The organism is Brevundimonas sp. (assembly GCF_016742135.1).
Classification (GTDB): Bacteria; Pseudomonadota; Alphaproteobacteria; order Caulobacterales; family Caulobacteraceae; genus Brevundimonas.
This window is the reverse complement of the sequence record NZ_JACVCG010000004.1, coordinates 1-19,133: the sequence shown is the minus strand read 5'-3', so window position 1 is coordinate 19,133 and position 19,133 is coordinate 1. Positions and strand designations below refer to the sequence as shown.

Below are 19,133 nucleotides of genomic sequence, written 5' to 3'. Positions count from 1 at the left end.
TGAAATTAGTCGACGACGCGATACTGACCCCGGGCGTCGCGGCAGGCGCGGACGTAGCGCACCTCCTGACGGCCGTCGGGAAGGCGGATGATGCTTTCGCTCAGGCGGCAGTCCTGGCCGCGAGCGTCGTAGTCGTAGCCCCGGTCATCGTAACGACGGTCGTCGTAACGACGGTCATCGTAGCGGGGGTCGTAGCCGTAGGGCTGGCGGGGCTGGGGCTGCTGATAGCCGTAGCTGCGGTTGTCGTAGCCACGATCGTCATAGCCATAGCCCTGATGGGCATAGCCGCGCTGGTCATAGCCGGGCTGGCACTGCTGGGCGGAGCCTCCGCCGACGCCGGCGCCGACCACAGCGCCAAGCACGCCGCCGATGACGCTGCCTTCGGTGCGACGGCCCCGGGCGCTGACCTGGGATCCGGCGACGGCCCCAAGTACGGCGCCGAAGGTAGCACCGGCGGCCTGGCGTTGCTGGCGGTCGGATTGGCAATACGATTGCTGCGGGTAGGATTGGCCATAGCCTTGGCCGTAACCGTAGCCGCCATAGCTCTGGGCAGCGGTCGGGCTGGCGGCCATGAGGCCGGCGGCGGCCAGAGCCGAGGCAATGATACCGGCGCGGATCGTGGTCTTCTGCATGGTCGGCTCCTTGAAATCCCGGAGCCCTCTGGCCCCTGTCACCGTCCTTGTAGGGGACCGCGACTGAACGGGATTTGAGCGGGCCGTTCATCTTCGTTCAGGTTTCAGGCGTTTGCCCTGCCGCCAGAAAGCTGCTTGGAGGCGCCATGCGCGAACGGCTGACGATTTCCCATGTGGGCGCCCAGGGCGACGGGGTGGCCCCCGGTCCGGTGTTCGCCCCCCTGACCCTGGCGGGGGAGGTGATCGAGGCCGAGGTGCGCGACGGCCGCGCCGAGGGGCTGACGCTGGTCGCGCCTTCGCCCGAGCGACAGGTGCCGCCCTGTCCCCACTTCGGCACCTGCGGCGGCTGCGCCCTGCAGCACTGGCGGACCGAGCCCTATCTGGCGTGGAAGGGCGAGCAGGTGCGAATGGCGCTTGGCCGACAGGGGCTGGAGACCGACATCCGGCCGACCGTCGGCGTCCCGCCCGCCACGCGGCGTCGGCTGGCCCTGCATGCCCGGCGGGCCGCTGACGGCACCGTCAGCCTCGGCTTCAAGGGGCGACGGTCGTGGGCGCTGGTGCCGATCCAGACCTGCGTCATCGCCGATCCGCGCCTGGTCGCGGCCCTGCCCCGGCTGATCCCGGTGGCGGCGGCCTTTCTCGACCATCCGAAGTCGGCCCCGACCCTGCATGTGACCCTGACCGAGACCGGTCTGGACGTCGACGTCACCGGGGTCGAGCGGCGCTCGGGCGGCCTGCCCGCCGACCGCCGCCAGCAGGCCATCCGCGCCGCCGTGGCCGCCGATCTGGCGCGGCTGAGTCTGGCGGGCGAGGTGCTGGCCATGCGCCGGGCGCCGCGGGTTCGCTTCGGGGGCGCCGAGGTGACTCTTCCGCCCGGCGGCTTCCTGCAGGCCGTGCCCGAGGCCGAGGCCGCCATGGTCGCCCGGGTGCTCGACGGCGTGAAGGGGGCGAAGCGGATCGCCGACCTGTTCTGTGGCGCGGGCACCTTTACCTTTCCGCTGGCCTCGGTCGCGCCGGTGCTGGCCGCCGACGCCGCCGAGGGCGGCATTGCCGCGCTGAAGGCCGGGCGGGCGGGGCTGAAGGGCCTGTCGCCGATCGAGGCGGTAGCCCGCGACCTGTTCCGCCGGCCCCTGACACCGCATGACCTGAAGGGCATCGACACGGTGGTCTTCGACCCGCCCCGCGCCGGAGCCCAGGCCCAGGTCGAGCAGATCGCGGCCTCGGGCGCCTCGACCGTGGTCGGGGTGTCGTGCAACCCCGTGACCTTTGCCCGCGATGCCCGGCTGCTGGTCGACGCGGGCTTTGTGCTGGAGGCCGTCACCCCCGTGGACCAGTTCCTGTGGTCCGCCCACGTCGAACTGGTCGGCACCTTCCGACGCTAGGCCTCACGCCAGGTCGAACAGGTCCATCTGGGGTCGGAACTCGGGCGGGACGCGGAAGCGGGTGATGTCCAGCAGGGGGTGGGGCTGGTCGAGGCCATAGCGTCTGGCAGCCGCGCGATAGCGGGTGGCGATCAGCTGGGCGACCGGACCGGTGCCCTTCATCCGCTGGGACCAGTCGGCGTCATAGTCGCGGCCGCCCCGCGTCTGGCGGGCCAGCGACATGACCCGTTTCGCGCGGTCCGGCCGGGCATCCTCCAGCCACTCGCGGAACAGATCCTTGATCTCGAGCGGCAGGCGCAGGGTGACATACATGGCGCGGCTGGCCCCGGCCTTTGCCGCCGCCTTCAGCACATCCTCCAGCTCATGGTCGTTGAGGCCCGGGATGACGGGGGCAAAGCCGACGCCGACGGGCACGCCGGCATCGGACAGGCGTTTGATCGCCTCCAGCCGCCGCTCGGGGGTCGAGGCGCGCGGCTCCATCGCCCGGGCCAGCGAGCGGTCCAGCGTGGTGATCGAGATGAACACCTGGGCCAGGTTCTCGCGCCCCATGGGGCCGAGGATGTCGAGGTCGCGGGTGACCCGGAACGACTTGGTGATCAGGCTGAAGGGCTGATTGAAGCGCTGCATGACCTGCAATAGGCTGCGGGTTGTTTGCCGCTCGTCCTCGACCGGCTGATAGGGGTCGGTGTTGCCGCCGACGTGGATGCGTTTGCAGACGTATTTCGGATGGGCCAGCTCCTGCTCCAGCAGGTGGGCGGCGTCCGGCTTGACGAAGATCCGGCTCTCGAAATCCAGCCCCGGGGACAGGCCCATCCAGGCGTGAGAGGGTCGGGCATAGCAGTAGATACAGCCCTACGATCCTATTGCACGCACGGGAGCACGCAGCTTAAACTTCGCCCATGCGTGCTGTTATCTACATACGCTTTTCGACGCCCAAGCAGGAGAGGGGAGCCAGTCGCGACCGGCAACTGGAGCTCTGCCAACAATTCTGTGAGCAGCGGGGATGGCCTGTCGATGAGGTGATTGAGGACTTGGGACGGTCGGCATGGACAGGGGCGCACCTGTCCGCCGGAGAACTCGGCCTCTTTGCCAACCGCGTGCGTGACGGCAGCGTCGGAGCTGGAACGGTCCTGGTTGTCGAGAAGCTGGATCGGCTGTCTCGTCAGGAGACCCGGACGACCCTCCGCTGGATGGAGGACCTGTGTGCGGCGGGGCTGACCATCGCCACTGTCGATGGCGGCAAGGTCTTTGACGATGCGGGGCTTCGCGCCGACCTCATGGGCGTGTTCGAAATTCTGATGCGAGCCAAGCTGGCGAACGACGAGAGCCAGCAGAAGTCGGAACGTGTGCTCGACCGCATAGGCCGCAACATGGAACGGGCTCGGACCACGGGGCAGATCATCACCGCAAAGGCGCCCGGTTGGTTGATCGCCAAGGCCGACCGGAGCGGCTTCGAGATTATCGAGGATCGCGCGCAGATGGTCCGCGACGTCTATGAGATGGCGGCCCAGGGCAAGGGTGCGCGTTGGATCGCGAAGGAGCTGAATGAGCGGGGCATCCCCGCGTGGGGCAAATGGCGCAAGCCAGAGTCGACTCCGACGTGGGAAATCGGCTCGGTCAAGCTGATCCTCAGCCAGCCTTCGGTCGAAGGCGACTATGTGCCTGGCTTCTCCAACACTAGCGCCAAGCGGACCAAGTTCGACCAACGCATCGTCGGCTACTACCCCCGGATCGTCGATGCGGACCTTGTGGCGCGAGCTCGGGCTCAGGTGGAATCGCGAAAGACCGGCCCCCGGAAAGGGGGGCGCCACACCCGAAGCGTCGCCAATTTGTTCGCCGGCGTTGTCGTGTGCGAGTCCTGCGGCAACCGGATGCATCTTCGGTCCAGCGGACAGCCGAATGCCAACCGCTATTGGCAGTGCAACTTCGCGGCGCGCCGGCGCGGATGCTCGCAGAAGGCCATGTTCCGTTACGACCCATTCGAGCGCGCCGCGTTGGATGAAATCCTCCACCTCGCGCTCGATGATCGCTACTTCGCCGAGCCGGACCAGACCGCTTCCTCGGCGGCGGTTCTCGCCGACCTTGAGAAGGCGATCTCCAACCAGAAGGAGCAGGTCGATCGGTGGGTCGAGGCCCTTGGCCGGATTGGCGCCTCGGAGGCGATCGAAGCGAAGCTGGTCGATGCCGAACGATCCCTCCGCAATCTGATGGAGCAACGTGACGACGCCGCCAAGGCGCTGGAAGCGGCGAAGGGAGCTGTGAGCCCGGCCGAGCACCTGGAGCGGGTCCGGGACGTTCGCGACGCTCTTGACGACCCCGATCCGGCGACCCGCCAGGCGGCGCGGCTGCGCGTCCACAATGCGATCGTCGGACTGGGCTGCAAGGTCGTGTGCAGCGTCGATCCCGGCGATGGACGTCAGATCGGCCTGTTCCTGCCGGGAGGTGTCTTAGCCTGCCTGTTCGACAACAATGGGAAGGTCATCATGCGCTTCGATGGACTGGCATTCACGCAAGCGGTGTTTCCAGATTTGGACGCTCCGGCCTTGGCGGAGCGAGTGGAAACGACCCTCTCAAACTATCCGGTAGACGAGCAACCTTGGACCGGACCGGCCCCCGCGAACGCGGGCTGGTTGGCCACTTACATCCGGCGTCATCGCAAGGGAAACTGACTACGAATGCCGTTCCCACCTCGATGTCGAGGACGTCGCGATTCAAGCCGTGGATGATAAGACCGGCACGCCAAGGCTCTTTTGGAGTTGAGAGCACAATGCGCTAAGGGGAGATAGTTCCACGTCAGGAGACATCACGTTTGGCGCGCCTTCCCGCTCTCATCGAAGCCATCGCTCGGCATGACCGTCGGGGCCAGGCGACCATCGCTCATATCGCCCGGCAGGTCCGCGACGAGGGATTGATCCGGTCCTCGAAGCGGGGCGTCGGCGCGGCGATCATGACCGTCAAGGACGCCGCGACCCTGCTGCTGGCGACCTGTGGCGACAGCAGTCCCCAAGGCACCGTCGCCGCCGTCCATAACCTGCGATCCCTGGTTCCGCACCCCGACGATCCGAACCGGGACATGCAGCGCGAGGACATGCCGGCCTGGATGGATTTCCTGCGCGAGAAGGTCGGGTTCGCCGACGCCGTCGAACGGCTGATCGCCAACGCTCCGGCGATAGCCGAGTGGCACGAGGCCTATATGACGGACTGGGAACAACCGACGAGCGGCGTATCCGAGGCGGAGTTCTCAATGCAGTGGATGGTGGTCAAGTCGGCCGCCGCCGGCGGTTCGTTCCGCCCCGGTTACGCCCGCGCCCTGCGCGTCGTCAGCTATGTGCCCGGCCTCGCGGCTGAGATTCATCTGGGCCGCCCCTGGAAACGGCTGGAGGAGGTCGAGGCCTTCCACGAACATTACGCCCCCGCCGAGGCCTGGTCGGAACCTCCCAATGCCGGTGACGCATCCGCGCAGACCGACTGTCTGATCACCATCGAGGTCGGCCTGCCCACCCTTCTGGCGCTCCACGCGGCCGTCAACGACCTGCCGCCGCCCGAGTCCACCTCATAAAGACCTTGACTCACAATAGACCGTAGACCTAATAGGCGCTCCACTCACAATGAAGGAGCCGCCTGATGTCCTATGCCGATCCCATCCATGATGCGCCGTTCGAACCGGACGGCGCATCGGCCTTTCAACCCCGGCCGATCCACGGCGACGCCTCGTTCGGCTGCCTGCTCAGCCATCAGCGCCAGGCCCAGGCCGAACACCGCCTGAGCAACGGCCTCGATGATGAGACGGCCGAACTGCTGCCCCTGATGCTGTCGCTGGCGCGGATTACGGCCCGCGCCGAGGTCCTGGGAGGCGTCCAGTGACGGCCCCGGCGCGGGCCGCGCTCTACATGGCCGGAGGATCGACCCTGACGACCTGCGCCCGGCACGCCGAGCGCGCCGGTCTGCGGGTCGTGACCATGATCGACGAGGATCGCCCCGGTGTCGGGCTGGCGGGAGCCCGATTGAACGGCCTGGTCGATCGCCTCGGCGACGGGGAGTTCGAGGTCATCGTCGCCGACGCCGGCGCCGGCCGCGTCGTCACCATCGCCGCCGTCCCGCAAGATGACGGGCCGCAAGACGATGTTCCCGCCGCCGCCCCCGTTCCGGCCCCCAGCCCGGCTCACCGCTGCGCGATCTATCTGCGCTGCGCCAGCGCCTCTCGGGCGACGCCCTATCCGCTCGCCGACCAGTGGAACGCCTGCGAGGCCTATGCGGCCGAGCGGGGCTGGGAGACGGTCACGGTCTACAAGGACAACGCCGTCAGCGGCATGACGGGGTCCCGCCCCAGCCTCGATGCGATGATCGCGGAGGCCGGACGTGGCGCCTTCGACGTCGTGCTGGTCGAGGACGTGTCCCGCCTGAGCCGCGACGCCTCGCAGGTCCCTCGTCTGCTGGCGGAGCTGAAGACCCTGGGCGTCGCCGTCCACACCGTCGTCGGCGGCGTCGTCACCGATCTGGACGTGGCGTTCAGGAGCGTCATGACCGAGTCTCTCCGCCAGGAGCGTTCGCTCAGGGCGCGTTACGGCCACGCTGAGAAGAAGCGCCGGAAGGTCAAGTCGTGAGCGCCCCGCCGCCGCCCCGCGCACGCGTCGCCCTCTACGCCCGCTACTCCACCGACCGGCAGCCCCGGTGCCGGGCCTGTGCCGAGCAGGATGGCGGGGTCGAGGACCTGGACCGGCCCGACCACGGCGCCTTGGGCGCCCAGGCGTTGCTGGAGGCGATGGAGGCCATGGAGGAGATGGACATCGTCATCGAGGTCTTCGATGACAGCATCTTCGATGACGACGGGGTCGAGGAGGCCGGGTCTTGAGCGCCCTGCCGCCGTCGGGCACCCGCTACGCCGTCTACGCCCGCTATTCGACCGGCCACCAGACGTTCAAGTCGATCGAGGACCAGTTGACCCTCTGCCGCGCCTACGCCGAGCGCCAAGGCTGGGTCGAGGCCGGCGCCTATCACGACGCCGAGCGCAGCGGCACCACGGTGATCGGGCGCTCCGGCCTGTTCGCCATGCTGGCCGCCGCCGACCGGGGAGAGTTCACCGTCATCCTCGTCGAGGACCTGGACCGCCTCAGCCGCAGCGCCTCGGGCACCCACGGGATGCTGGAGGAAATGGAGGCCCTGGACATCGTCGTCTGCACCGTCTCCTCCGGCGTGGTCAGCGACATGGAGGTCGCCTTCAAGGCCGCCCAGAACGCCCGCTATGTGAAGGGGCAGGCCGAGAAGACCCGCCGAGGCCAGGAGGGCACCGTCAAGGACGGCCGCATCTCCGGGCAGCCCGCCTACGGCTATCGCATGGTCCTGGCGCTGAACGGCAAGAACGGCCAGCGCGAGCCCGATCCCGTCCAGGCCGCCGTCGTCCGCCGCATCATGACCGACTACGTCGCCGGCATGACCCCCCTGGAGATCGCCAAGGCCCTCAACGCCGAGGGCGTGCCCGGTCCCCGAGGCGGACCCTGGCTGCCCGGCGCCATCTACGGCAACCGCGACGTCGGCACCGGAATCCTGCGCAACAGGCTCTATGTCGGCGTCAACGAATGGGGCCGCACCGTCACCAAGCACAACCGCCACAAGGGCACCTCCAAGGCCAAGGTCACCCCCCAGGGCGAACGCCTGGTCATCCCCGTGCCCCACCTGCGCATCGTCGAGGACGAACTGTTCCAGGCCGTCCAGGATCGCATCGAGGCCCGCCGCGTCGCCCCCTCAAGTTTCCGGGGACGGCGTCGCCCCGACTATCTGCTCTCGGGTCTCATCCGCTGCGGCGTCTGCGGCAAGGCCTATGCGGTCGTCTCCGACAAGCTGAGCTGCATCGGCTCGGCCCGCGAGGGGACCTGCGACAACCGCCGCCGCGTGGCCCGCGAGGACCTGGAGGACCTGGTGCTATGGGGCCTCAAGGGCCGGCTGCTGAAGCCCGAACTGATTGAGCCCTACCTCGCCGAGTATCGCGCCGAGATCGAGCGCGCCAACGCCGAACTGGCCGCCCGCACCGAGGCCGGGGCCACCCATCTAAATGAGGTGGAGCGCCAGATCGCCAATATCATGGACACGGTCCGCGACGGCCGCGTCCAGGGCCTGGCGGGCGAGCTGATGATGAAGGAGCTGGACCGGCTGGAGGCCGAGCGCCAGCGCTTCGAGCGCCAGACCAAGGTCAAGCCGCGTCCCGCCCCCGCGCCCCTGGAGGCCGAGGCCGTGATCGCCCGCCTGGACGCCATGCTCGACGACCTGCGCTCCGCCCTCGCCGGCGACGACCGCGAAGCCGGCCGCGCCCGCGACACCCTGCGCGGCCTGATCGAGCGCGTCACCCTGACCCCCATCGAGCTGGAGCGCATCGACAAGCGCGGCCAGGGACCCGTGCGCGTCACCGTCGAAGGCCCGCTCTCGGCCCTGGTCGACCTGGCGGACGACGCTGGTGTCATCCTGCATTCTTCACATCCGGGAACAGTGCAGGACCCCGCGACTGTGCGGTTCCGCTATTATACTGATTACATTCCGGAAGATGACCGACTTGACGCCCAGACTTACGCCGACTTGCCCTTGGTGGCGCGGATGTTGGACGACACGGACGTTCCCCTGACCCGCCGTTCCATCATCGATGCCATCGTCAAGGCGGAGGGCTACGCGTCGGACTGGGAGCCCGACTATAGCCCGGCCGGATCACACGGGCGACGCGTCCTGAATGTACTCCGCTACCTCGACAGGGCTGGCGAAATTCGGAGCATCTCGTGCGGCCCGAAGCGCTCGGGCCATGTCTGGAACCACATCGAACGCTCCGACGAAGAGTGGAAACGCCTCGCGTTCGCCGAGCCCATCCCGTCGATGCACCTGCCGTTGCCGCCGATCCGCATTGGCGCTCCGGAAGCCTTCGTCGTCGTCATCGGACAGTTCGGCGTCCCCACGGAAGATGAATAGACATGGTGCCTGACTACGTTTTTCAACACGCGCACTGCTTCCGTAGCGGCCCGGTCCTGCGTCCGGGTCCGGGCGACATCGCACTGATCATGCAGTCAACGCTGACGGTCAAAATCCCGGGCCAAGGCTGGGTGGACCTGACGCCGGGTATCACGCTGTATTCGCATCACGTGGCCGATCTGCCCGGAACAATGAAATGTCATCTGGAAGGGAATAGCGACGGGTCCGACCTGCGGTTTGCCCTTGGCTTGGTTCTCATCGGTAGCGACCACGCCATCCGCGGTCTGGCGGACCAGTACCCAGGCTATGTTGAAGGCCACGTTGACGTCTGGCTCAACGAACACACGGCCTTCGCGGTCGGCACGCTGCCTGATCAGATGATGATCCGCGACACCAACGCGCCGCTCAATGGCGCCGTGGCCGCGTGGCGCGCGGGGGGAGGGTACCTGTAGTCCCGACGCCGCGAAGTGCTAGCGGATTAGACGACCGATGACCGGAACTGACTCATGGCCGACCTTCGACCCGTCCGCTTCAGGCCCGGCACTGGAGCTAAGACCCAGCACATCCGCGTCTCACTCGTAGCAGGCAACGGGAGCGATCGTTTCCCGTCGCCAGCAGTGCAAGGATTGCGACGCTGCAATAGCGCGCGCGACAACCTCCGGGTCGCAACCATCAGCTTTAAGAGGGTTGGAGGTCTAAACGAAAACCTTCATCGTCTTGGGGAAAGGATGACAGTCATGATCAAAGCTCTTTTCGTCGCCTCGGCGCTGCAGCTCACGCTCGCCGCATCGGTGAACGCGCAGGAGATAGGAATTGAGCCCATCTATGGTCGGGTGAGCTTGGCCGCAGGCGGGGAGCACGCCGTGGAGCTAAAGGCCGGCGGACTGGAGAACATCGACGTCACTGAACTGCTTCCAAGTTGCCGGGGCTTCGTGTCGCGAGGCCCTCACTTCGTGGTCGACTACACCGCTGGCGAAGCCCCCTTGGTGTTCTTGGTGCATTCGAAAGCGGACACGACCTTGTTGGTCAATTTTCCGAACGGGAGCTGGGCGTGTGACGACGACAGTGGCCTCAACGGCGGCGATCCTGGCTTGGTGATCTTTGCCGCGCCATCGGGCCAATACGACATCTGGGTCGGTGCAAAGGAAGAATGGGCGACGCCCGACGCCACCTTGCGCATCACAGATAGCGCAGTCGACTGACGCCATGTCTGAAGCACGCGGGGCCGGGAAAAATCGCGGTCTATGGCTCGCTTGAAAATTGGCGAGAAGAGAGAGGGGTAATGAGCCAGACGCGCAGAAACCTCTTGGCTGGGGGACTGGCCCTCGCGGCGACGTCGCCAACCTTTGCGCGGCAAGCTAACCCCGCCATCGACGCCGAGGCCGCGAGCTTCCTCGCCGCGACGCGCGCGCCGGGATTGCAGGTCGCGATGGCGCGCAACGGCACGCTCGGCTTCGTCGGGGCTTGGGGGAGGGCCGACCAGGCCGGCGCCCCGCTGACGCATGATCACCGGTTCCGCATCGCCAGCCTTTCCAAACCGATCACGGCGGCGGCCGTCATGCGGCTCATCGAAACGGGCCGACTGACCCTGGACTCCACGATCTTCGGACCGGGGTCCATTCTTGGCGATCGGTTCGGCCCGACCTCCGGGCCGCTCCGGGCGCTTCGTGTGCGTCACCTGCTCAACCACACGGCAGGAGGGTGGACCAACGACGGGCGTGATCCGGTCTTCGCCCACCCCGACCTCGATCAACGTCAGCTCATCGCCAGAACCCTGGCCGAGCGTCCGCTGGAAGCCGCGCCCGGCACACGGCAAAGCTATTCGAACTTCGCCTATCTCATCCTTGGCAGGGTCATCGAGCAGGTGACGGGGGAACCCTATGAGGGCTGGGTTCGTCGCGACGTCCTGTCCCGTTGCGGTGCGGGGGGCATGCGCGTCGGGGACCGCGCGCGGGGCGTCGGCGAGGTGGAGTATCGCGCGCTGACGATCTTCGATGATCCGACCGCGGTGGACGTGCGCCGCATGGACGCGAACGGCGGCTGGATCGCCAGCGCCAGGGAGTTGGTCGGATTCGTGACGGCCGTCGACGGGACGGAGGGCCCGGGACGAATCCTGCGTCCTGCCTCGGCGAGGTTGATGGCCACCGGGCCGTTCGCCGGCGCGGCCTACGGCCACGGATGGCAGATCAACCAGTGGGACAACTGGTGGCATACGGGCATCATCCACGGCACGGCCGCCTTCATGTGCAAGACGCGCTCGGGTTATGTGATGGCGGCACTGACCAACACCGGCGGCCCTGGCTCGGACGTCACCCTGAAGCTGGACCAGATGATGTGGCGCATGACGGCCGCGATCCCCGGGTGGCGGCCATGACTTGGGATCCGACTTTCTTGCCGCGCAAGCGCTTCGACGTTGCGGTGCTGGAATCTGATTTCCTCTTTCTCAACCTCCACGATCGAGGCGCTGCTGGATTCGGACTCCTCTACGAGGCTTGGATACCTGAATCGGGGGCCATCCAAGTATTCCACAAATGTCTGACTTAAGGAGAGTATCCTGCAAATGGCGCGACTACTGAAAGCCTTCTTCATCGTTTCGGCATCCACGGTTTTGTTGGGGTGTGAGACGATATTCCTGTCTCCCGAACCGGAAGTTCACAGCACCGAATGGGGGCAAATCACCGTTTGGCATTATCCCCCCGGCTACAACAGCTCGACCTACGGGTACCGAGAGCTCTGGGCGAAGAATACGTCGAACACCCCCTACTGCGTGGTGGTGGCTCGTGCGGGCGGCAAGCAGCTCGTGACGGCGCCGGCGAACACGGAAAAGCTGCTTCTCGGGCGCGGACAAGTACCGGAAGGCGCCAGCGTGGATTGGATGCCGGGATCCTGCGAGGCTTGGGGAACCTGAACGGGACCACAGGAATGCGGGCACCATCTCGCCCACTCAGCAATGCCTGTGATCATCGAGTCTGAAGCTTAATCAGCTCCGCTTCATATCGCTCGAGCGGCAGCCAGTCCCGGCTGCAAGCCTGGGCGTAAAGGCGCCCTTCGGCTCGACGCGCGAAGACGACGTGTTCGCGGTCGCGGTCGAACTGCATGCCGCAAAGGCTGCTGTCACCGGACTGGTGACGAACGGCGGTCCACGTTCCGACGTCGCCCTTGAGCGACCGTTCGATCCTGAAGACGGTCGCGCTGATCGGTCGGCCGCCAGCCTGGCCCACGCGAACGACGCGCTCGACCCTGCCGACGAAGATGACGTCGGCCTCGTCCACCTGGTCGGCGGGATCCGGGGGAAGGCAGGTGCATGCACAAGCTGGGCCGGCGGGGGCTGCAAGGCCCAGTGAGATCGCCAGCACCGCAGCCTGGAACATATGCGTCCGCGACATTTCCGTTCTCCGTGAGCAATCGGCCATTTAGCCGGACTGTCCGGCGGCGTGTCCCTTCGCCAACGCCACGCAGCCATGCCTTCGTGTCCGCATCGGACAACGGGGGCACCATTCACTCACGAGGCACCAAGGCTCCCTGCCGCGATAGACCGGAGCGATCGCATAGCAGAAGTCGCGGTGCTCGATCGGTGCAAGGGCGCAATCCTCGGTGAACGCCTTGCACAGCCAGTACCGATCTGTGTCGGCGAAGTTGCACCGCCTCTCGGTGAGCGCACGGCACTCCCAGTAGTCCGAGCGATCCGCGAAATTGCATTTGCGCTCGGAGATCGCCCTGCAGAACCAGTAGTGGCTGCGATCCGCCACGCCGCAGTTTCTCCGATCAAGCGCGTAGCAGAACCAGTAAAGGCTGTCGGTGAGCCGGCTGCAGTCGAGCCGCTGTTCCTGCGTCTCGGGGGCCTCCGCCGCAGGCGTCATCTGCGCGGCCCGCGCCGATGGAGCCGCTAGAGCCGTCACAAGGCAGAAGGCGAAGGTCCAAAACAGATTGCGCATCCTGGGCGACATCCTGGCGATCATGGGCTGGTTACGCGGGAGTGTTTATCTGCTGGCTGCGAGCGCCTGCTCGATGCACCGAAGAGCCGCGTCGCGCGTGCCGCCCGACACGTCGGGTCTGGGGTGATCGAAATCCCTGACGTAGATCGACCGGCGATAGCCTTCGCTGAGCGGACCTATGCACTCCATTCTCTGATAGGAGCCGCGCTCGCGCGTGTCGCCGAGGACGATGACCACCAACGGCGTTGCCGAGGCGCGCTCAGGAATGGCGGCCCGCACGCAGTCGCGGCGTTCGGTGGTGGGGTTCGGGTCTTCCGTCACGCAGTGTCGAAACACCTCGCCGTCGAAGGAAGGCCGGCCGTAAATGAGCCGGCCGTCGGCTTCGAGCGCCTCGATCAGTCGCACGGTCCGGTCGGCGACGGGGTCTCCGGGGCCGCCTGTGGCGAGCACGACGATCTCCGCCTCAGGAGCGCGGAGAGCGTCGGGCACGGGGGTCAGCGGGGCCTGGACGAGGACCAGGGCAAGAGCGGCACGGACCATCGCCTACTCCAGTTCCGGTTGGGGCCAAGCGACGGCGCCGATGAGCCGGTTGCCATGCCCTGTCCGCCACGCGCCGAGCCGCCGCATCGGTTGGCCCCGCTCGGTCATCTGAACATGGACGACGGTGGAGTCAGGAACGGGCGGAGTCGGAGGCGGCGGGGGAATCATGGGCACGCCCGGAGGGGGAGGCGGTGGCACGTAGGGAACCTCGCCGGGCCAGAAAGGTCCCGCCGCGGCGCGGCAAGGATCCTCGAGGCTCGCCTCGATCGCCTGCGCGTTCTGCGCCCGAAGGCGACCGCTCAAGGGTTTCCACCGCTCGGTGTCCGATGCGGCCGAGGGCGCGGAGCCGGGCTGGGGCGGCTGCTGGACGACCCGCGGGTCACGGTCCTGTTTCCAGAACCACCAGGAGCCGTCGCTCTCCTGCCAGACGGCCGTCCAGATCGTGTTGCCGTAGAGGCCGCCCGGCGGCGCGATCGTTCGAAACAGCACGCGGGCGTCGGGAGGCGGCGATCGCCATGGGCCATCGGGAATGACGAACTCAGCGAACAGCTCGTCCTCGTAAGCGAGGTTGCGAGCGCGGGCGTCGGCATAGGCGGGATCGGTGCGGACGGCTTCGAACCGCGCGATCTGCTCGGGAGACGCGACGCGGCACTCGGCCGGATCCTGAATGTGACCGGCCAGAGCCGGAGAAGTCGCGATGAACTCAAAGAACATTAGACACCTCGCCATCAGTGGTCGGATGGCCGCGGACCAAACCGAACGCTGCGCCGCCCACCGCTCCTGCGAATGCGGTCATCAGCAACAACACCCAGCCCGGCTCTCTGTGCTCGTCAGGGGTTCCGCCGCTGGACAACACGATCAATCCCGAGAGCAGACCGACGATCGCCCCTGCCAGAATGAACCAGGGCAGGCTGTCGCGGCGGGTCGCCTTGAGCAAAAGAAGTGAAGAGCCGCCTCCGACCACCGTCGCAGGAACGGTGAACAGGAGGCCGAAGAGTCCGATCATCAAGGTCCCGAAAACCCAAGACGTCGGGTCCGCGCCTGAGGACGCGCTGAGGGCGGCTCCGAGCGAAAGACTCGACGCAAGGGGAGCCGCTGCAAACGCCAAAATCGTACGATCCAGAGACATCGCTCACTCCTTGGAGATCGAAGTGAAGCTGGAGGCGGCATCCAGCGTCAAGGTCAGAAGGAGAGGACGTCAGGTTGCGTCATTCGCCTGCCGCCGAAGCGTTCTGCGCCGCACACGCCGGAGCCGGGGCCCAGCTTGATCTACCCTACGGTCGGGTCGCAGGAGCCGCGGTGATGTTCATCGAGTAAGCGCCCGTCTCCCGAAGGCCGCCGCTGGTCACCGCGATGAAATAACTCCCTGCTCTGGGGAGCAGCCCAGACGCGCGAAATTCTTGAGGATCAACCTCGCCCGACCCGGACGTGGAATCTAGTTCTACAATATACCCCCGCCGGCACGACGGGTCCCTGTAGACGTGCCCGACAGGGCTGAAATCCGCAGATCGGACATTCAGCATCACCTGCACCGGTCCGGCGACGGTGACCTCATAGCAGTCGAAATATCGCCCAGGCGCCAGGTTGGCATCAACCGGAGACAACTCGCCGGACACCTCACTGCCGACGGTCATCGTCAGGGGATCCGCGCGCAGGCGGGCGGCGTCGGGCGTGTCCGCCACAGCCAGCCCGATCATGTAGTCTCCGACGTCCCGTGAATCCGCGCTGCTGGCCCGGAACGACCAAGTGCCCCCTTGATCCAGCGTCGCCTCCAGATGCGCTGCTCGAAAGCCGAACCCGCCGTCGTCGTCGGCGTCCTCCCAGTCCCCCTGGCAGCCGGGTCCACGATGCAACGCGACCCAGGCATCCACGTCGATGGAGCGCATGACGATTTCGATCGACTGGCCTGCGACGCCCGCAAAATCATGACAATCGTAGTGTGCGTCCCTGTGATCCACCCGGTCCTCCGGAGCCAATGCTCCGAAAACTACCTGCCCGGGTACGATGGACTGAGCCAGGCAAGGCGCTACGCCGCAAGTTGTGGCGACGAGAACGGCGGCGCTTAGGAGGGATTTCATCAGTTATGGCTCCGGTTCGAGGAGAATGGAACGACTTGAGGCGATACTGGGACTGTAGGCAGTGGTTGGATGCGGAGCCAACCGCCGCTGCGATGGTGCTGTCAGTCTAACCCTAACCCGTCTCTACTGATATGCTGAAAAGTTCATGCAGGGCAGGGACTTATGGCGAAAATCAGCTTCAAGCGGCACCGGTTCGAAAGCGACGTCATCAAGCGCGCGGTCTGGCTCTACTACCGCTTCAATCTCAGCCTCCGGGACGTTGAGGAGATCCTCGCCGAACGCGGCATCGACGTCTCCTACGAGGCGATCCGCGACTGGTGCCGGAAGTTCGGACTGCAGATCGCCAGGAACCTCCGGCGACGCCGACCGGCGCCTTCGCCGCGCTGGCATCTGGACGAGATGGTGAGCTCGATCGGCGGGCGGTACATGTACGTCTGGCGCGCGGTCGACGACGAAGGGGAGGTGCTCGGTTCCACCGTCGAGCGCCGAAGGGATGCCGCGACCGCCGAAAGCTTCCTGAGAAAGCTGCTGCGGGATCAGCCAGTTGTGCCGGAGACGATCGTCACGGACGGCCTCGGCTCGTACAAGACCGCTCTGGATCGGCTGGGTCTCAGCGACCGCCATCACCCCGGCCGCCTCCGCGAGAACAACCGTGCTGAGAACTCGCATCTGCCGATCCGAAAGCGCGAGCGGCAGATGATCGGCTTCAAGAGCGCCGCCTCAGCGCAGCGGTTCCTGACGGTCCACGCCGCCGTCTACAACACCTTCTACACCCAGCGGCATTTGGTCAGCCGAAGCACGCTTCGGACGTTCCGGGCGCAGGCGCATGCTGCCTGGAATGCGGCTGTGGCGTCGTGATCGAAGCCGCTCAACTTGGCGATGCGTGGGAGTTAAGTTGACAGCACTCTCTGGCTCTGCGGTGATTGCGGACACTGACGTTGTCGAAAGCATCCAGTCTCTTAACGACAATATCGGGGGCGTAGACATGGAATCATATGGCTTCTACTACGCGTGCAAGCATTCGAGGGCCGCTCCGCCTCAATTCATCTGCATCAAGGCGGTCGCTGATGCTTGTGGTCCTGAAAAAGATGATCGCCTGCACGACGCCTGCTGCTACGCGAGCGCCGAAGTCGCCCGCCACTTCGTCACTCAGGAGTGGGAGTTTTCAAACTAGCCGCTCGTAGGTTTGCCGCTGACACCAGCACCTTGTTCTGTTCGACCGTCTATATCCCGGTGACCTGAACGTCCGCTCCCCAGCGATAGGTCAATGACCGCTTCTGGCGCATCGCAGACATACTCGCGCGGTCTACTCAAAAAGGTCCATCTGGCTTCTTGACCCGTGTGGAACGGTGAACCTCGTCGTATCCAGATCGTGGCGGGGTCCGTCCAGCCCATAGCGTTTGACGGCCGCCTTAAACCGAGCCCCGATCAGGTCGGCTACGGGGCCGGCGCCCTTCATCCGCTGGGCCCAGTCAGCGTTGTAGTCCTTGCCCCCGCGCGTTTGGCGAACCAGCGACATGACCCGGGCCGCACGGTCCGGTCGGGCGTCTGCCAGCCATTCGCGAAACAGGTCCTTGATCTCCAGCGGCAGGCGCAAGGTGACGTACATAGCGGTCACCGCACCGGCCTTGGCGGCCGCTTCCAAGACGGACTCTAACTCATGGTCGTTCAGTCCGGGAATGACAGGGGCAAAACCGACACCGACGGGCACGCCGGCGTCGGCCAGACGGGAAATCGCTACCAACCGTCTAGCGGGTGTCGAGGCCCGGGGCTCCATCGCGCGGGCCAGACCGCGATCCAGGGTCGTGATGGAGACAAATGCCGTCGCCAGCCGGTCGCACCCCATCGGGCCCAAGATGTCGAGGTCGCGCGTGATCAGGCTGGATTTAGTTATGACGCTGACAGGCTGGTTGAACCGAGCCGCCACCTCCAGCACGCTACGCGTGATCTTCAGTTCGCGCTCGTCCGGCTGATAGGGGTCTGTATTGCCGCCTATGTGGATGCGCTTGCAGACGTATTTCCTGGCGCTGAGTTCCTGTTCCAAGAGACGCGCGGCGTCGGGCTTGAAGAAGATGCGGCTCTCGAAATCCAGGCCCGGGGATAGGCCCAAGTAGGCATGGGACGGGCGCGCATAGCAGTAACTACATCCATGGGAGCAACCATTGTATGGGTTGATGGAACGCTCAAAGCCGATGTCGGGGCTCTGGTTCTTACTGATGATGGTTCGAGAGCGGAGTGGGGTTATCGTCGTCGGAATCTGGGTCGAAGCGGTGGCGTCTTCATCGGTCCACCCGTCGTCGAAAGCCTCGACCTGGGTGGCTTCGAAGCGGCCGCTGGCGTTCGATTTTGCGCCGCGCCCTCGAACGGATGACCTCAGTTTCACAGCCTCGGTCATGGGTGTGTAACAGAATAATAGGGCCAGCCGTGCTCGCAGCCCTTGTAGGGATTGATGGAGCGGTCAAAGCCGACATCCGGGCTGGTGTTCTTCGAGATGATGGTCTTCGGCCGCTCGATCAGCTGCTCGGTGCGCAGCGGGGCGACCTCGGCGTCGTCAGAGGTCCAGCCGTCGTCCATGGCCTCGGCCACATGGGCCTCATAGCGGCCGGTGGCATTGGAGCGCGCGCCCCTGCCCTTTGGCGCCTTGCGGGCTGTCGTCTGGACCATGTCGGCAATATGGGTCGGGCGTGAGAACAACTCAAGAACTTGCCTTTTGTCGAAACACCGTCTGAATGGTCTGAACCGTCTGAAATGCCGGCGATGGAGAGAGTCTGCGAAAACAGACTCCACTTTCTCCATAGGGCCCGCAAACCGTTGCAGGCTTTGGGGTTTGGGGCGGTGGCGGGTGTGGAGTCGGGTGGAGGGACTCCAGGTGGGACTCCATAAATTGCCGCCTGAACCGTCTGAACAGTCTGAATGGTCTGAAGTCCATTCCTCCCCATCGGGGGAGGGGGACCATCCGCAGGATGGTGGAGGGGTGTCGCCCGGATTGGAAGTGGAAACCCCTCCGTCTCGCCTCTGGCGAGCCACCTCCCCTTGCAGGGGAGGTTTTTTTATGGGCGGTGCGCTTCGACCGGGTCGTTGGGATCGGGCGTCTCACTCGACGAGACATGGTTGAGCGCGATCACCCAGCGGCCACCCACCTTGCGCATCAGCCGCGTGTTGATGCCATATTGCGGGCTTTCTGCCCGATCGAGATGGTAGCGGCTGATCAGCTGCGCCGCATCCGGGGCCAGCATCTCCACCCTGATGTCATAGAAATGCAGCGTCCCGCGCTTCTCCGGCGATCCGCCATAATCGCGGACATAATGGTCGAGCGTCCCCTGCCAGTCGCGCTGGAACTGCCCGCGCGAGACGAACACCACGCCGGGGTTCAGAAAGCCGCGCATATAGCCTTCGAAATCGCCTCGATTCCAGGCCGCTTCCATGTCGGCAATCACCGTGCGAATTTCGGCCTCGGGCGTCGGCGCTTCGGCGCGCGCAGGTATCGCGGCGATCACCGCCAAGGCAGCCAAACCCGTTCTCCGGCGAAAGCCGGAGCCCAGAGCGATCTTGTGCCCACCGCCCCTGGAATCCGGCTTTCGCCGGAAAACGAGCAGAATTGTGCCGACTGTCACCTTG

The 19,133-nt window shown here is 65.9% G+C and carries 23 protein-coding genes; 12 read left to right on the top strand and 11 right to left on the bottom strand.

Features of this window, described 5'->3' with window-relative positions; genetic code table 11:
• Positions 1 to 5: 5 nt before the first annotated feature.
• On the bottom strand, positions 6 to 632 hold the full coding sequence (locus IBJ06_RS09080) for a hypothetical protein (protein WP_292159480.1): 627 nt from the start codon (positions 630 to 632) through the stop codon (positions 6 to 8).
• A 146-nt stretch (positions 633 to 778) separates the two neighbouring features.
• Between IBJ06_RS09080 and IBJ06_RS09075 the strand changes: the two genes are divergently transcribed.
• Positions 779 to 2,014, top strand: coding sequence for a class I SAM-dependent RNA methyltransferase (locus IBJ06_RS09075; RefSeq protein WP_292159477.1), 1,236 nt, complete (start codon positions 779 to 781; stop codon positions 2,012 to 2,014).
• Between the two features lie 3 nt (positions 2,015 to 2,017).
• On the opposite strand, the gene IBJ06_RS09070 is transcribed toward IBJ06_RS09075, so the two are convergent.
• Positions 2,018 to 2,860 (bottom strand): PA0069 family radical SAM protein, encoded by an 843-nt coding sequence (locus tag IBJ06_RS09070; protein ID WP_292160161.1) that lies wholly within the window; start codon positions 2,858 to 2,860, stop codon positions 2,018 to 2,020.
• A gap of 53 nt (positions 2,861 to 2,913) precedes the next feature.
• Here IBJ06_RS09070 and IBJ06_RS09065 point away from each other — a divergent pair, with 53 nt between their 5' ends.
• From IBJ06_RS09065 to IBJ06_RS09020, 10 genes are all read left to right on the top strand, one after another.
• The gene (locus IBJ06_RS09065; RefSeq protein ID WP_292159476.1) at positions 2,914 to 4,683 is read left to right on the top strand and encodes a recombinase family protein; all 1,770 of its coding nucleotides are present in this window, start codon (positions 2,914 to 2,916) and stop codon (positions 4,681 to 4,683) included.
• A gap of 140 nt (positions 4,684 to 4,823) precedes the next feature.
• Positions 4,824 to 5,573: a hypothetical protein gene (locus IBJ06_RS09060; RefSeq protein WP_292159474.1), complete on the top strand. Its 750-nt coding sequence runs from the start codon at positions 4,824 to 4,826 to the stop codon at positions 5,571 to 5,573.
• Between the two features lie 65 nt (positions 5,574 to 5,638).
• Complete coding sequence (locus IBJ06_RS09055; RefSeq protein ID WP_292159472.1) at positions 5,639 to 5,878, top strand: hypothetical protein; 240 nt, start codon at positions 5,639 to 5,641, stop codon at positions 5,876 to 5,878.
• Positions 5,875 to 6,618 carry a recombinase family protein gene (locus IBJ06_RS09050; RefSeq protein WP_292159470.1) on the top strand — a complete coding sequence of 248 codons (744 nt, stop codon included), beginning with the start codon at positions 5,875 to 5,877 and terminating at the stop codon, positions 6,616 to 6,618. The genes IBJ06_RS09055 and IBJ06_RS09050 overlap by 4 nt, the downstream gene beginning before the upstream one ends.
• Positions 6,615 to 6,866 carry a hypothetical protein gene (locus IBJ06_RS09045; RefSeq protein WP_292159468.1) on the top strand — a complete coding sequence of 84 codons (252 nt, stop codon included), beginning with the start codon at positions 6,615 to 6,617 and terminating at the stop codon, positions 6,864 to 6,866. Before IBJ06_RS09050 ends, IBJ06_RS09045 begins: the two co-directional genes overlap by 4 nt.
• Positions 6,863 to 8,962, top strand: coding sequence for a recombinase family protein (locus tag IBJ06_RS09040; protein WP_292159466.1), 2,100 nt, complete (start codon positions 6,863 to 6,865; stop codon positions 8,960 to 8,962). The genes IBJ06_RS09045 and IBJ06_RS09040 overlap by 4 nt, the downstream gene beginning before the upstream one ends.
• A gap of 2 nt (positions 8,963 to 8,964) precedes the next feature.
• Entirely contained in the window at positions 8,965 to 9,414 is a 450-nt protein-coding gene (locus tag IBJ06_RS09035; RefSeq protein ID WP_292159464.1) for a hypothetical protein, read from the top strand.
• A gap of 285 nt (positions 9,415 to 9,699) precedes the next feature.
• Positions 9,700 to 10,164 (top strand): hypothetical protein, encoded by a 465-nt coding sequence (locus tag IBJ06_RS09030; protein WP_292159462.1) that lies wholly within the window; start codon positions 9,700 to 9,702, stop codon positions 10,162 to 10,164.
• An 80-nt stretch (positions 10,165 to 10,244) separates the two neighbouring features.
• Positions 10,245 to 11,336, top strand: a complete 1,092-nt coding sequence (locus IBJ06_RS09025; protein WP_292159459.1) for a serine hydrolase domain-containing protein — start codon at positions 10,245 to 10,247, stop codon at positions 11,334 to 11,336.
• Positions 11,337 to 11,522: 186 nt separating this feature from the next.
• Entirely contained in the window at positions 11,523 to 11,870 is a 348-nt protein-coding gene (locus tag IBJ06_RS09020; RefSeq protein WP_292159457.1) for a hypothetical protein, read from the top strand.
• A gap of 52 nt (positions 11,871 to 11,922) precedes the next feature.
• Here the strand turns inward: IBJ06_RS09020 and IBJ06_RS09015 are convergent, their stop codons facing one another.
• The 6 genes from IBJ06_RS09015 to IBJ06_RS08990 form a co-directional block, all read right to left on the bottom strand.
• Positions 11,923 to 12,333: a hypothetical protein gene (locus IBJ06_RS09015; RefSeq protein ID WP_292159454.1), complete on the bottom strand. Its 411-nt coding sequence runs from the start codon at positions 12,331 to 12,333 to the stop codon at positions 11,923 to 11,925.
• Positions 12,334 to 12,375: 42 nt separating this feature from the next.
• Positions 12,376 to 12,897, bottom strand: coding sequence for a hypothetical protein (locus IBJ06_RS09010; protein WP_292159452.1), 522 nt, complete (start codon positions 12,895 to 12,897; stop codon positions 12,376 to 12,378).
• A 45-nt stretch (positions 12,898 to 12,942) separates the two neighbouring features.
• Positions 12,943 to 13,437, bottom strand: a complete 495-nt coding sequence (locus tag IBJ06_RS09005; RefSeq protein ID WP_292159450.1) for a hypothetical protein — start codon at positions 13,435 to 13,437, stop codon at positions 12,943 to 12,945.
• 3 nt (positions 13,438 to 13,440) lie between these two features.
• Positions 13,441 to 14,151 carry a hypothetical protein gene (locus IBJ06_RS09000; RefSeq protein WP_292159448.1) on the bottom strand — a complete coding sequence of 237 codons (711 nt, stop codon included), beginning with the start codon at positions 14,149 to 14,151 and terminating at the stop codon, positions 13,441 to 13,443.
• A complete protein-coding gene (locus IBJ06_RS08995; RefSeq protein WP_292159446.1) occupies positions 14,141 to 14,566 on the bottom strand; it encodes a hypothetical protein in 426 nt (141 codons plus the stop codon). The genes IBJ06_RS09000 and IBJ06_RS08995 overlap by 11 nt, the downstream gene beginning before the upstream one ends.
• Before the next feature lie 145 nt (positions 14,567 to 14,711).
• The gene (locus tag IBJ06_RS08990) at positions 14,712 to 15,395 is read right to left on the bottom strand and encodes a hypothetical protein (RefSeq protein WP_292159444.1); all 684 of its coding nucleotides are present in this window, start codon (positions 15,393 to 15,395) and stop codon (positions 14,712 to 14,714) included.
• 282 nt (positions 15,396 to 15,677) lie between these two features.
• Between IBJ06_RS08990 and IBJ06_RS08985 the strand changes: the two genes are divergently transcribed.
• Positions 15,678 to 16,373: an IS6 family transposase gene (locus IBJ06_RS08985; RefSeq protein ID WP_292159442.1), complete on the top strand. Its 696-nt coding sequence runs from the start codon at positions 15,678 to 15,680 to the stop codon at positions 16,371 to 16,373.
• A 448-nt stretch (positions 16,374 to 16,821) separates the two neighbouring features.
• Here IBJ06_RS08985 and IBJ06_RS08980 read toward each other — a convergent pair whose 3' ends face one another.
• The 3 genes from IBJ06_RS08980 to IBJ06_RS08970 form a co-directional block, all read right to left on the bottom strand.
• On the bottom strand, positions 16,822 to 17,910 hold the full coding sequence (locus tag IBJ06_RS08980) for a PA0069 family radical SAM protein (RefSeq protein ID WP_292159440.1): 1,089 nt from the start codon (positions 17,908 to 17,910) through the stop codon (positions 16,822 to 16,824).
• Positions 17,907 to 18,179 carry a hypothetical protein gene (locus IBJ06_RS08975; RefSeq protein WP_292159437.1) on the bottom strand — a complete coding sequence of 91 codons (273 nt, stop codon included), beginning with the start codon at positions 18,177 to 18,179 and terminating at the stop codon, positions 17,907 to 17,909. The genes IBJ06_RS08980 and IBJ06_RS08975 overlap by 4 nt, the downstream gene beginning before the upstream one ends.
• A 386-nt stretch (positions 18,180 to 18,565) precedes the next feature.
• A partial coding sequence (locus IBJ06_RS08970; RefSeq protein ID WP_365812390.1) for a nuclear transport factor 2 family protein occupies positions 18,566 to 19,133 on the bottom strand: 568 nt, incomplete at its 5' end.